The 12,944-nt window shown below is 60.3% G+C and carries 9 protein-coding genes; 2 read left to right on the top strand and 7 right to left on the bottom strand.

What is annotated here, in order from left to right; genetic code table 11:
• Positions 1 to 118: 118 nt before the first annotated feature.
• The 3 genes from AC0IM9_RS00985 to AC0IM9_RS00975 all read right to left on the bottom strand — a co-directional run bounded on the left by AC0IM9_RS00985 (position 119) and on the right by AC0IM9_RS00975 (position 2,549).
• Positions 119 to 550 carry a desulfoferrodoxin family protein gene (locus AC0IM9_RS00985; protein ID WP_140911566.1) on the bottom strand — a complete coding sequence of 144 codons (432 nt, stop codon included), beginning with the start codon at positions 548 to 550 and terminating at the stop codon, positions 119 to 121.
• A 131-nt stretch (positions 551 to 681) separates the two neighbouring features.
• Positions 682 to 849, bottom strand: coding sequence for a hypothetical protein (locus AC0IM9_RS00980; protein WP_186289507.1), 168 nt, complete (start codon positions 847 to 849; stop codon positions 682 to 684).
• On the bottom strand, positions 846 to 2,549 hold the full coding sequence (locus AC0IM9_RS00975; protein WP_482802729.1) for a glycoside hydrolase family 17 protein: 1,704 nt from the start codon (positions 2,547 to 2,549) through the stop codon (positions 846 to 848). The genes AC0IM9_RS00980 and AC0IM9_RS00975 overlap by 4 nt, the downstream gene beginning before the upstream one ends.
• Positions 2,550 to 2,760: 211 nt before the next feature.
• Here AC0IM9_RS00975 and AC0IM9_RS00970 point away from each other — a divergent pair, with 211 nt between their 5' ends.
• Both AC0IM9_RS00970 and AC0IM9_RS00965 read left to right on the top strand, forming a co-directional pair.
• The gene (locus AC0IM9_RS00970) at positions 2,761 to 5,160 is read left to right on the top strand and encodes a PAS domain S-box protein (RefSeq protein WP_482802728.1); all 2,400 of its coding nucleotides are present in this window, start codon (positions 2,761 to 2,763) and stop codon (positions 5,158 to 5,160) included.
• A gap of 54 nt (positions 5,161 to 5,214) precedes the next feature.
• On the top strand, positions 5,215 to 7,218 hold the full coding sequence (locus AC0IM9_RS00965) for an ATP-binding protein (protein ID WP_482802727.1): 2,004 nt from the start codon (positions 5,215 to 5,217) through the stop codon (positions 7,216 to 7,218).
• 44 nt (positions 7,219 to 7,262) lie between these two features.
• Here AC0IM9_RS00965 and AC0IM9_RS00960 read toward each other — a convergent pair whose 3' ends face one another.
• From AC0IM9_RS00960 to AC0IM9_RS00945, 4 genes are all read right to left on the bottom strand, one after another.
• Entirely contained in the window at positions 7,263 to 8,330 is a 1,068-nt protein-coding gene (locus AC0IM9_RS00960) for an SGNH/GDSL hydrolase family protein (protein WP_482802726.1), read from the bottom strand.
• 124 nt (positions 8,331 to 8,454) lie between these two features.
• The gene (glcF, locus tag AC0IM9_RS00955; RefSeq protein ID WP_482802725.1) at positions 8,455 to 9,663 is read right to left on the bottom strand and encodes a glycolate oxidase subunit GlcF; all 1,209 of its coding nucleotides are present in this window, start codon (positions 9,661 to 9,663) and stop codon (positions 8,455 to 8,457) included.
• A gap of 4 nt (positions 9,664 to 9,667) precedes the next feature.
• A complete protein-coding gene (glcE, locus tag AC0IM9_RS00950) occupies positions 9,668 to 10,717 on the bottom strand; it encodes a glycolate oxidase subunit GlcE (RefSeq protein WP_482802724.1) in 1,050 nt (349 codons plus the stop codon).
• Positions 10,717 to 12,174: an FAD-linked oxidase C-terminal domain-containing protein gene (locus AC0IM9_RS00945; protein ID WP_482802723.1), complete on the bottom strand. Its 1,458-nt coding sequence runs from the start codon at positions 12,172 to 12,174 to the stop codon at positions 10,717 to 10,719. Before AC0IM9_RS00945 ends, glcE begins: the two co-directional genes overlap by 1 nt.
• Between the last annotated feature and the right edge of the window lie 770 nt (positions 12,175 to 12,944).

The raw sequence follows: 12,944 nt of genomic DNA, 5'->3' as shown, positions 1-12,944 counted from the left end.
CGCTCTCCCAAATCTCCGGGGGTGACTTGAAGGGGTGGGGCTAGGCGACTGCGCCGGCAGGCTGTTTAACTGCGGCAATAGGCCCCCGGATACTTTCCCCGATCCGGGGGCGCAGGAATCAGGCAATCTCGGCGCTGCTGATCCACAAATCGTGCTTGTTGCACAAACTCAGGGCGTAAAGCGTGCCGACATAGCCGTCCAAACTAAAGGTCGAAACCGGCACCGGGTCTTTACTTGGGTCCAACATGTGTTCGGCCAGGAATTTGTAGTCCTTGTCCAGCAGCACGTGTTTGACGATGTAATGCTCGTATCCTTTCATTTCGTGCGGGGTGGTGACTTTTATGCTGATTTTGCCGCCGTCTTTGGTCGCCTCGATCACCGGCAAGTGGGTGGCAGCCTTTCCGGCCCAGCGGCCCTGAGCGTCCTTGGTGTAGAACAGGTCCCCCGGCGGTGTCGGTACCGCGCCGGCTGCCGCCGAAGCAGCGTGGGGAAGGGCCAGGCCGGCTACCGCGCCGGCCGCGCTGAATTTAATAAAATCGCGACGTTCCATAATAATTTTCCTGGGTTGTGATGGCTGGATGTGGGCGATTAGGCCCGGTAGCTAACGATAATGGATAAATCCGGCCGGGTAAACCGCTTAGACTTGCCGGAGCTGGGATAACACGGAATCCGGGCGGCCAATTAATCGTCGGCGTAGACGCGGTTAACCAGTTCTTTAAACCAGCGCGGCCGGAAAATAACCACGTATAAGCCCAGTGTGCTGGTGATCGGAATCGGTCCGACGCTAAAAATCATGAACACTAAAAACACGGCAGCGCATTTGAATCGGGTCGCGGAGGAGGCTTTCATTGTGGTTCTCCGCTAATGCGGGCATCGCCGGCTGGCTGCGGCTTGCCGCTCGGTTTCGGCCAGTACGGTAGCGCCAGAATCAGGATGCAGACCAGCCAAGCCAGCAATTGCCGGTTCTGCAAGGTATAGCCTAGCGCGACCGGCAGGCCCTCGCCGATGCTGGGGTGGGCCTGGATAAAGTCGTAGGCCGACATGAAAGAATAGGTTTCGCCGGCGACCACGCCGAATATGCCCAAGCCCAACAAAAATGCCAGGCGGCCGCTGTATTTGCCGGCCTGGGCCCGGCTATTCGTCGTCAAGTCGCCTAGCCGGCGGCATACGGCTAGCGCAGCGATCCCCACGGCCGGAATCGTGAATTGCTCGACCGGAAAACTCAAATAGCGGCCGTCGAACGCCAGTAGATAGGTTTTTGCGACGGCCAACGCCATGAACAGCAAGTACCCGGTTTGCAGCGCTGCGCGGCAGGGTGCCGGAACGGCTCGCTCGGTTACTGCGGCGTAAACCTGGATCAGCAGCAGGCCGGCGAGTGCCGCATTGCCGCATATCATGATCAGCGTGTAGGCCTGTTGCCAGACGCTGTAACTGGTCTCCCAGGATAAGTCGGCCAGATGCACCAGGCATCCGCTGAATACCTGGATCAGCAGCAGATACGCCGTTAGCTTCGGCCAGGCCAAATGTTGTAAAGCCCGCCGGCCGATGCCGGCCGCGGCCAGACTCAGCGCCGCGCCCCAGCCGAACTGCTGCAGCCAGTCCGGATTTTCTTGTACCGGTCCGGTCAGTGGAAACACCGGTTCGCGGTCTATGTCCAGTAAGCCCCAATTGGCGCCGACCACGCCTTCGTTGTGGCTTTTCCAGGGCTGGTTGAAAGCTTCGACGATGTTGTAATCGAAACCGTGGCGGTTGGCGACCTGAATCAAATCGCGGATATAACGCGCCGAGTTGACCACGCCGGGTACTGCGGCGCCGCGCTGCCTGCCGACCGAGGGCCAGCCGGATTCGCCGATCAGAATCGGTTTGTCGACGCCCATGCTGCGGGCCTTTTCTTCGATCTGGCGCACGATTTTTTCGACGTGGTCCGCTGCGTGTTCGATCGCGACCGGTTCGTCTTCCCAATACGGCAGGATATGCACGGTGATGAAATCCACTTCCTGGAACAGCTGCGGATATTGCATGTAACTGGACCAGACGTCGGCATAGGTCACCGGTTGTTTGACCGCTTGCTTCACCTGGCGGATGTAAGCGATCAGCGTGTCGATATCCATGTCCTTGCGCAATAACACTTCATTACCGACGATGACCCGGGTTACGACGTCCTGGTGCTGGTTGGCGGCTTGAATCAGGCTCTGGATTTCGACTTTGTTTTCCGGGTGGCCGTCGCCGAGCCAGGCGCCCATCATCATATTTAAACCGTATTGGCGGGCGTATTCCGGTGTCGGTTGCATGCCGCCGCGCACGGAATAGGTGCGAATGGTGTACGTTTTGTCGGCGATCAGCCGGGCGTCGGTGTCGATATGCTCCGGCAACGGAAATTTTTGGGCGATCGGGCTAAAGCCGGCGTGGTAAGGCGCAAACGACAGGCTGCGCAATTTGCCGGACGGCACGTCCGGGCCGGCCGCTTGCGGTTGGTTGCGATACCAAGCGATGGAGCCGTGGGCGACGAAAACGAGTAGCAGGCAGAGCAGGACTTTGAGCGAAGACATGCGGATGAGGGAAGCCGATAATGAATTCGGCGATTATACACCGGCCGTTGCGGTGCCGATGTCCGCGGCTGCAATAGTGATGACGGCAACGGCCGTGCGAATCTATTGCCGATGAAGGAATTTTAAACTGTGCCAAAATTATCGAAATAGACGGGCGCGCATCAGCTCCTGGCAAGCGATCCCATTATCCGGACCATTCGAACATTTTGGCATGGCGAGAAACCGATTTATTTTGTTTGCAACGACGGCCTACCTGATACTCGGTTTGGCCTGGATATTTTTATCCGACACCTTGTTGGCTCACATTACCGACACCGAATCTGTGGTCTGGTTTTCGACCGCAAAAGGGGTGTTGTTCGTCGTTGCCACTACCGGTTTTCTGTTTTTTGCATTGAATTCGGTCGCGACCGTTTCGGCAGCCGATCAGGCCCAATCCCATCTGACTTCGGCGGTAACCGGTTTTCTCGATAAGCCGCGGCGTTGGCCCATGTACCTGTTTGCCGTCTGCATTACGCTGGCGACGATGTGGGTCAGGCAAGAGTTCGCCATGCCGTTCGGTCAGCGGCCGATGCTGGTGCTATTCATGATCCCGGTCGTGTTCAGCGCCTTGCTTGGCGGCAACGGGCCAGGGTTTACCGCGACGCTGCTGTCGACGGGTTTCGTCTGCTATCGGCTCCTGCTGCCGCTGGACAGTTTCGTGGTGATATCGGCGGTGGAAAGTTTGCAATTGGCGATTTTTCTGCTGTCGGGGATTACCTTGTCCTCTCTGAGCGGGCGCTTGCAGCGTTCGTTGGTGGAAGCGCAAGCCACCCGCTACCTGCTGCAAGCCATCGTCGACGGTACCCCGGATGCGGTATTCGCCAAGGATGCGCTAGGCCGATACGTGCTGGCCAACGCCGCCACCTGTGAATTCGTCGGCAAACCGCTCGCGGAAATCATCGGCAAAGACGACTTGGCCTTGTTTCCGGTGGAGGTCGGGATGGCCTTCATGGCCAACGATAGGGCGGCAATGCTGAGCGGCAAACCTATCATGCTGGACGAACATCTGGAAAACCGGGACGGTCTGATTCTGGAGTTTTCGACCATCAAAGGGCCGGTCGTCGGCCGCAACGGATTGCCGATCGGCATGTTCGCCGTTGCCCGCAACGTGACCGAGCGCAAACGCTTGATGGATACTATCGAGCAACAGCGAATAGCGTTGGCGGCCAGCGAAGCCCGCTTTCGCCAGATGTACGAGCAGTCGCCCGTGGCCTTTTCCACCAGCAACCGCGATGGCGCCTTCGTCTCGATGAACCGCGAATTCGTCAATCTGTTCGGCTATGGGCCGGACGAATTGCCCAGCATAGAAGATTGGCGGGACAAGGTGATCGCCGATCCCGAATCGAGTCTGCAGCAATCCGAGCTTTGCCGGCAGCGGTGGGCCGAACTGGCGGAAGCCGAGTTAACCCAATCCGAGTTATCGGTGCAGTGCAAGGACGGCAGCAGCAAAACCGTGCTGCTCGGCCGGGTCCGGTTGGGCGACGAAATGTTGTTGTCGGTGTTGGATATTACTCAGCGCAAACGGGCCGAAGACGCCTTGGCCGACAGCGAAGAGCGGTTGCGGATATTGATCGAACATGCGCCGGCGGCATTGGCGATGTTCGACCGGGACATGCGTTACCTGGCGGCCAGCAAACGCTGGCGCGAGGATTACCGCTTGGGCGACACCGCATTGTACGGCGTATCGCATTATGCCGTGTTTCCGGAGATCGGCGACGACTGGAAAGCTGTTCATCGCCGCGGCCTGGCCGGGGAGGTGATCCGCAAAGACGAGGATTGTTTCCGGCGTAGCGACGGCAGCGTGCAATGGTTGAAATGGGAGGTACGGCCATGGCCGGCGCGAGATGGTTCGGTCGGCGGCGTTGTTTTCTTCTCCGAAGACATTACCGAACGCAAGGCCGCGGAGAGCGAACGCTACCGCCTGTCGGAGGCCTTGCGTCAATCCGCGGCTCCCAATGTAATCGCCGCTGCCGACGGCACCATTGAATTTGTCAATCCGGCGTTTTTGCAATTATTCGGCTATGCCGAGCATGAGGTCTGCGGCCGCCACCCGAGTTTTTTGGTGCCGGACGACCCGGACAGCAGAGTCGAACAACTGGACATATTGCGGCAGGCTTTCGAGCAGGGCGGTTGCGCGCGGGAAGTTGTGCGGCAAGCCAAAGACGGTAGTGCCGTGCCGGTGTTTCTGACCGTGTCCAGTATCCGCGATGCCCAAGGCAATTTTCTCGGTCTGATGACAACGATTTTCGATCTGCGGGCGCTCAAGGCCAAAGAAGCGGAACTGGCGGTGCGGGAAGTTTTTTACCGTACCATCCTCGATAATGTCCCGGCCATGATCGGGTACTGGGATAAAGATTTGGTCAATCGCTTCGGCAACGCCGCTTACGCGGATTGGTTCGGCATCGATCCCGCAGTGATGCGGGGTAGACACATGGGCCAAGTGTTGCCGGAGGGGGTTTATCCGAGCAATCTGCCTCGGGTTGCAGCGGTGTTGCGCGGCGAAAAACAGGTATTCGATACCGAATACCCGGCGCTTAACGACCGCCCGGCGCGGCATGCCATGGTGCAATAAATTCCCGATATCAGGGACCACGAGGTCAGGGGATTTTATGCAATCGTTTCCGATGTGACTCATCTGAAGCAGGCCGAAGCCGAACTGGAAAAACACCGGTTTCATCTGGAGCGCCTGGTCGAAGCCCGAACCGGGGAAGCCAGGCAAGCGGAACAACGCTACCGGCAAGTGGTCGAGTCGGCTGCGGAAGGCATATTCGAACTCGATGCCCAAGGTTTGGTGCGGATGGCGAATCCGGCGGCGGCGCAATTGTTGGGCTATGCGGTCGAAGACATATTGGGCCGCAACGTGCACGATGTGATTCATTACCGGCGGGCCGACGGCCGGCGTTGTGCTGCCGAAGCCTGTCCTTTGTTCCATGCGGTTGTCGCCGGAAAGGAATTGAGGCTGGACGGCGAGGTGTTCTGGTGTGCCGACGGCCGTGCGCTGCAAGTTTCCGTCGCCACGCAGCCGGTTTGGAACGGTGACGGCTTGTCCGGCGCGGTGATGAGCTTCTATGACAATACCGAACGTTATTTGGCGGATCAGGCCAGGGAAGATGCGCGCCGGGCCGCCGAGCAATTGGCGAGGATGAAAAGCGAGTTTTTGGCCAATATGTCGCATGAGATCCGTACGCCGCTTAACGGCGTGCTCGGTCTGGCCCAGATCGGTTACCGCGACAGTGTGGGCCGGGGCGAAACCCAGGAGATATTTTCCCGTATTCTCGATTCCGGCAAATTGTTGCTGACCATCATCAACGATATTCTGGATTTTTCCAAAATCGAAGCCGGCAAGCTGGAAATCGAAAGCGTGCCGCTCGATCCCGGCTATTTGGCCGACACCGCCTTGCAAACCTTTGCCGAGGCCGGCGCCGCTAAGAATCTGAAATTGCTTGTCCAAAACGACGCATTGCCCAAGGCCTGCCTGGGCGATCCGGTCAGAATTTCCCAGATCCTGATCAACCTGATTGCCAACGCCATCAAATTTACCCAGACCGGCGAAATCTGCCTAAGCGGCAGCTGCGAGGGCGGCGAGTTGGTGTTTCGCGTCCGCGATACCGGCATCGGTATTGCCGAATCCAATTTGGCTCGATTGTTCGAGGCGTTCGAACAGGCCGACAGCGCCACCACCCGCAAATTCGGCGGCACCGGCCTGGGCCTGGCGATTAGCCGGCGTCTGGCGCTAATGATGGGCGGTACGCTCGAGGTCGACAGCAGACTGGGTGTGGGTAGCACCTTTACTCTGCGCCTACCGCTGCGGCTGATCGATCACTGCGACAATCCGGTTGCAATCACCCGCACTACCGGCGAAAGGCGTCTGGCCGGCCTGCGGATACTGGCCGCCGAGGACAATGCGATCAATCAGCTGGTGCTGGAGGATTTTCTGCGCCAGGAAGGCGCCGAGGTGCAGATGGTCGCTAACGGGCGTTTGGCCGTCGAAGCAGTGCAACACGCGCCGCAGAACTTCGATCTGGTGTTGATGGATGTACAGATGCCGGAGATGGACGGGCTCGAAGCAACCCGGCTCATCAGGCAAATTGCGCCGGCGCTGCCGGTGATCGGCCAGACCGCTCACGCCCTGAAAGAAGAACATATGCGCTGTTTGGCGGCAGGAATGGCGGCGACTTTGACCAAACCGCTCGATATCGAAACCCTGGTGTCGGCCTTGCGCGATCAGATTGGCAATGCCGGTGCCAATCCGGGCTTGGCGCCGTTGAGTTTAGGCCAAGCGGAGCCGACGCCATTGCCGCCAGTCGATTGGCCGGCGCTTGCCAAAAAGTTTCCGAATCAAACCGATTTCGTCGACCGTTTGATTCGTATGGCGGCCGAGCACCACGCAGGCGATGCCGAACTATTGCGCCAAGCGCTAGCAAGCCGGGATTTAGAGGTACTCAAGGAGATGGCGCACAATTTAAAAGGCATGGCCGGCAATGTCTGCGCGCCGGAGTTGGAAGCGGTTGCGATTCGGGTGTTGCGTTCGGTCCGGCTTGGCGACGAGCATGCGTTGCGCCAAGCCGAAGAGTTGATCGAGGCCTTGCAGCGGGCCATCGCCGAGTTGAATCGAGGCCGTCCCGGTTGATGCCCTGCGGCCGGATGCTTGAACCGGCCGCAACCAACTAGAGCTTATGCGCTGGCCGGCGCGGTAAACCGGAGGCGGCGACACAGCGCTAACCAGCCGGCGGCGAACAACCAGCCGGCAGCCGGCAACGGTACCTGGCTGACCATGGCGTTGGCGACCAGCGCATGCATCGCCGCCGTCGGATGGAAATCATCCCAAAACACATGATTATTCGGATCGGCGCAGGCGTCGGGTAAGCTGACGCAGGCGCTGACCGCGTCGCCGAAGCCGAATCCGGCCGGATTGGCGACGATGGCATTGAATAAACCGAACGAGTCGAATTCGACGATGTCGGTGGCGGCGAACTGGTTGTCGACCAGACCCAATAAACTGGCCAGGGTTTGGTTGAAGGTCAACGAATATTCGCGCGCCGGGTCGATCACGCCCTGGCCTTGGCTGGTGACGAACGGCGTCAAGCCCAAATCGGGCAAGTTGGGCACCAGGATGGTTTCTGCGCCGAAAGCCGCCAACGCACCGACGTAACCGGCGATGTTGGTTGCGGCGGTTTGTGCCGCGTTTTTGGCGACTGCTCTGGGGTCGAGGCCGGATTGAGTTGCCAGCGGGATATAGACGTCGGTCAGATAGTCGTTGGCACCGCCCCAGACGAAGTGCAGGGCATTGGCGGTCGGGGCGGCGGTGTTCAGATAAAAACCGATTTGTTGGGCGATGCCCGGTAGAGCGAAACCGCCGGGGACCGACTGCGAGCCGCCGTCGCCGAAGTTACCGATGCCGCTGGTGGCGCCGGAAACCGAGTAATTGAAAAAATTGCCGGCGTTGGCGCCACCGGGCAAAACCGCATTCGCCACCCGCTCCACGGCGGCAGGGCCGTTGGAATAGCGGCCTTCAAAATAGGGCGGGCAGGGATGGTTGGAATCGCAATTGCCGTTGGGATTGATAGGTCCCGGATAGCCATTTAAAAAATTGTAAATGCTCCAGACCGACGAGGCGCTTTTGCCGCTGTCGGACAGCGAGTCGCCGAAGGCATAAACGCTGGAAAAATTTGCCGCCTCGCTTCGGCCGGCGGCAGTTGCCGCGATCAGAATCAGGGCGGCGACGGATAGTTTGTGGTTCATGGGATGCTCCCTTTTGGCAGTTTAAGTTAGGCCTTCCCGGCGGATTTTGCTCCTGAATTCGTGCGTTTTACCTCGCCGAAACGGCTGCGCTTTGATCGGCGTCAAACCTTCGCAATACACGGCTTTACCGATCCCAGCCGTCCAGCAATTCTATCCAGTGCACCACCGGCAGTTGCGCCGTTTCCCGTAAGTGCAACAGGCAGCCGATGTTGGCGCTGGCGATCAATTCCGGTTGCCCAGCTTGCAGTGCGGTAAGTTTGGCCTGGCGCAGGCGGCCGGACAATTCCGGTTGCAACAACGAATAGCTGCCGGCCGAGCCACAGCACAAGCCGGCATCTGCCACCGCCGCGAGCTCGAAACCCAGGCCGGTCAGCAGACTTTCGACGACGCCGGACAATGGCTGGCCGTGTTGCAGACTGCAAGGCGCCTGAAACGCAATTTTGCGCGGGTTCACCGCCAACTTGGCGATATCCTCGGCCTGAATGATTTCGGCAATGTCCTTGGCCGCGGCCGCGACTTGCGCCGCCTTTGCGGCATAGTCCGGGTCGTCGCGCAGCAGATAGCCGTAATCTTTGACCATGGTGCCGCAGCCGCTGGCGGTGATGACGATGGCTTCCGCCCCGGCCTGCAATGCCGGCCACCAGGCGTCGATTCGGCGCCGGATCGTGTCCAGCGCCGCTTCGCGCTCGTCCAGATGGTGCGCCAGCGCGCCGCAACACGCGCTTGGGCCTTGAATCACGCTGATGCCGAGACGGTCCAGCACCCGCGCCGTGGCGGCGTTGATGCGCGGCGCCAGCGCCGGCTGCACGCAACCTTCCAGGATCAGCATCCGCCGCCGGTGGCTTAGCGGCGGCCAGGTTTCCGGCGCCGGTTTGGCCGGTACCTTGGCCCGTAACGCGGCCGGTAGCAACGGTTTCGCCAGCCGCGCCAGTGTGGCCAGCGGCGTCAGCCGGCGCGGGTAGGGCAGTATCGCCAGCAAGGCCCGGCGCAGCCAGCGCTGCCGCCACGGCCGCGCAATCCGGCCGGCGGCGATTTCCCGGCCCACATCGAGCAAGCGGCCGTATTCGACGCCGGACGGGCAGGCCGATTCGCAGGCGCGGCAGCCCAGACAGCGGTCCAGATGGTGTTGGCTGGAGGCGCTGGCGTTCTGGCCCTCCAGCAATTGTTTGATCAGATAAATCCGGCCGCGCGGCCCGTCCAGTTCATCGCCTTGTAAACGGTAGGTCGGGCAGGCGGCATTGCAAAAGCCGCAATGGACGCAGCGCTGCAACGCCGCTTGAGCGGCGTCGATACCGGGGTGGCCGGCCAGGCTTGGATCGATTCGGGTTTGCATGGGCTTAATCCGGGAGGGGGACGAACAGGCCGAGCGGATCGAAGGCCTGGCGCACGCGGCGCTGCAGCGCGGCCAATTCCGGCGCGATGCGCTGCCGATCCGAACCGGCCTCGCCGCGAAACAGCCGTGCCTGGACTCCGGCAGCGGCGCAGGCCCGATGCACCGCTGCGGCCGATTCGCCGGTTTTCAGCCAACGCTGGGCGCCGCCCCAATCCAGCAACCAATCGCCGGCCAATTGGGGTTGCGGTGCGGCCGGCGCCATCGCGATCCGCCACAAATTGCCCGGCTGCTGGAAAAACGGCAAACGTTGTTCGCGCAAGTCCTGCCAGAACGCGTCGCCGTCGGCGTCGATATCGCCGCCGATCTTGGTTGCGGCGGCGCTCACCGCCTCTGCGGCGCCGGACAGCCTGGCCCGGACCCGGCCGCCGGCGTAAGCCAGCGCCGACAGCGGCCAGGGCCGGCCGGCCAGACGGTTCATGAACTCGATCGCGGCGGCTGCTTCGGCCGGCGCGAATGCCACGGTCGTCTCGGTTTCCGGCCTGGGCAGTACCCGTAACGAGCTCTGCAACAACAGACCCAGGCTGCCCAGCGCGCCGACCATCAGCCGCGACACGTCGAAACCGGCCACGTTTTTGATGACCTGGCCGCCGAAATTCAGCTCCTCGCCGCGGCCGTTGACGATCTGGCAACCCAACACGAAATCGCGGGCGCTGCCGGCGAATGGCCGGCGCGGGCCGGAAAAGCCGCAGGCCAGAGTGCCGCCGATGGTGGCGTCGGCGCCGAAATAAGGTGGCTCGAAGCCCAACATCTGACCATGTCCGGCCAGCGCGGCTTCCAGTTCGGCGAGGCGGGTGCCGGCGCGGACCGTCACCACCAGTTCGCTGGGTTCGTAACCGACGATGCCGGTGTGTCCGGCTACTTCCAATAGATCGACGCCTGCTACCGGTCCGGTATAAAAGGCTTTGCTGTTGCCGCCGACGATGCGCAGCGGCGTGTTGGTCGCCGCGGCCCGTTCGATGTAGTCGCGCAATTCGGCGCTCCTATCGCCGGCCATCAGAATCGCTCCAGATCCGGATGCGGCAGTTCGCCGCGATGGACGTGCATCCGTCCGAGTTCGGCGCAGCGGTGCAAGGTCGGCACCGCCTTGCCCGGATTCAACAGAGCGTAAGGGTCGAAGGCGCGTTTCAAGCGCTGGAATTGTTCCAATTCGCCGCTGCCGAACTGCACGCACATATAGGGAATTTTTTCGCTGCCGACGCCGTGTTCGCCGGTGATGGTGCCGCCGACCGCGACGCACAGTTCCAGTATTTTGCCGCCGAAGGCCTCGGCTTTGGCAAATTCGCCGTCGACGCCGTTGTCGTACAAAATCAAAGGATGCAAATTGCCGTCGCCGGCGTGGAATACGTTGACTACCGCCAGGCCGAATTCCGCCGTCATCTCGGAAATTCGGCGCAATACCTCGGCCAGGTGTTTACGCGGAATCGTGCCGTCCATGCAGTAGTAATCGCTGGCGATGCGACCGACCGCCGGAAACGCGGCCTTGCGGCCGGCCCAGAAGCGTTTGCGTTGCGCTTCGTCGTCGGCGCTGCGGATTTCGCTGGCCCCGGCCGCCGTCAGCACCGCGATGGCGCGTTCGCTGTCGGCCGCCACCTGTTCCGGCAAACCGTCCAGTTCGCACAGTAACAATGCCGCGGCATCGAGCGGATAGCCGGCGTGGACGAAGGCTTCGGTGGCGCGGATGGCCGGGTTGTCCATCAGCTCCAGGCCGGCCGGCAGCAAGCCGGAGCTGATCACGGCTGCCACCGCCGCGCCGGCTTGCTCGACGCTGGGAAAAGCCGACAACAGCACCCGCGTCGCCGGCGGCAACGGCAGCAGCCGGACGGTGGCTTCGACCACGATACCCAGCAAACCCTCCGAGCCTATCGCCAACGCCAGCAGGTCGTAGCCCGGCGCATCGAGGCCGGGGCCGCCCAGGGTCAGCAGTTCGCCGTCTATCGTCGCCAATTTGATCTGCAACACGTTGTGCACGGTCAAGCCGTATTTCAGGCAGTGCACGCCGCCGGCATTTTCGGCGATGTTGCCGCCGATGCTGCAGGCGATTTGCGACGAAGGGTCCGGTGCGTAAAACAAGCCGTGCGCTTTGGCGGCTTCGGAAATGGCCAGGTTTCTGACGCCGGGCTGGACCGTGGCGGTGCGGTTCAGCGGATCGAGCGCCACGATGCGGTTCATCTTGCTCAAACCAATGACGATGCCGCCGGCCACCGGCATCGCGCCGGCAGCCAGACCAGTGCCGGCGCCACGCGGCACCACCGGCACCCGCTGCTCGCGGCATAAGCGCATCAACGCCAGGACTTGCTCGGCGGTTTCCGGCAGCGCCACCAGCTCCGGCAGGGTGCGGTAGGCGGACAGGCCGTCGCATTCGTAAACCCGCAAGCGCTCGGGCTCGGTGACGACGTTGGCGGCACCGAGCAAGTCGAGGCATTGGCGGGTAAAGGCGGCAGATAAAGGCATGGCCGATTATAACCACAACTCGGCGACCGGCGGCCAGGGTATGAATACCGAGCTGAGGTTAAGACCGGTACTGCCTTTAATTTTACGGCTGAGTGCATTCTAAGGTTGGATAGCCCAACGTCCATCCGAAGCGATAATTGCCCGCGTTGTGCAATACGTGGTTGACACAATATCTGATTTGCAAGATCTATTTCGTGCGAACTGCGGTTCGAATTCAGCTAGGGCAGTATTGGTCGAACTCGCGCACTTGGCTCAGCCGATGGGATGGCATGCCAGCTTTTGCCATGGCGAATGAGTAAAACCGACCCCAAGCCGACTTTCGGCTGCAATTTTTGTATGACTGCAAATGAGCACAAAGCCGTCATCCCATTTCCAGATTTAGAAAAGCCAATGTGTCTTTTATAATCAGCCGAGTTAGTACAAATGTACTGGTACAAATGTAATATTGCTTAATAGTGAAATTTATTTAACAATCCGCACAAGACTTGGGTTTAGTTGAAGTGTGCTATCCACCCATTTTTGACGGTCGCGTTGCTTCAAAGCAGTCACTCAGCTAAATACAGGTAATGCAAACTGGCGGACCACAAAGCAGCCGTTGGCAACCTAAACCAAGAACCATGAGCAGCCTGCTAAAAAAATTTCCAAGGAATCTATGTAAATTGAGTTAAGTAATATTTAACTTTTTTCAAGATTTAAACTGATTAACATCTGAAGCGTTAAGGCTCAGCAGCTGATTCGTGCTGACTTAAAATAAAAACAAAAAAGCTAAA

The organism is Methylomonas sp. Uni0011 (assembly GCF_056850255.1).
The sequence above is the reverse complement of the archived record's forward strand: the minus strand, read 5'-3'. Positions and strand labels throughout refer to the sequence as shown.

Excerpts from the sequence above, each read along its gene's own strand:
- AC0IM9_RS00985 (WP_140911566.1), bottom strand. The coding sequence starts at position 550 with ATGGAACGTCGCGATTTTATTAAATTCAGCGCGGCCGGCGCGGTAGCC.
- AC0IM9_RS00980 (WP_186289507.1), bottom strand. The coding sequence starts at position 849 with ATGAAAGCCTCCTCCGCGACCCGATTCAAATGCGCTGCCGTGTTTTTA.
- AC0IM9_RS00975 (WP_482802729.1), bottom strand. The coding sequence starts at position 2,549 with ATGTCTTCGCTCAAAGTCCTGCTCTGCCTGCTACTCGTTTTCGTCGCC.
- AC0IM9_RS00970 (WP_482802728.1), top strand. The coding sequence starts at position 2,761 with ATGGCGAGAAACCGATTTATTTTGTTTGCAACGACGGCCTACCTGATA.
- AC0IM9_RS00960 (WP_482802726.1), bottom strand. The coding sequence starts at position 8,330 with ATGAACCACAAACTATCCGTCGCCGCCCTGATTCTGATCGCGGCAACT.
- glcF (WP_482802725.1), bottom strand. The coding sequence starts at position 9,663 with ATGCAAACCCGAATCGATCCAAGCCTGGCCGGCCACCCCGGTATCGAC.
- glcE (WP_482802724.1), bottom strand. The coding sequence starts at position 10,717 with ATGGCCGGCGATAGGAGCGCCGAATTGCGCGACTACATCGAACGGGCC.
- AC0IM9_RS00945 (WP_482802723.1), bottom strand. The coding sequence starts at position 12,174 with ATGCCTTTATCTGCCGCCTTTACCCGCCAATGCCTCGACTTGCTCGGT.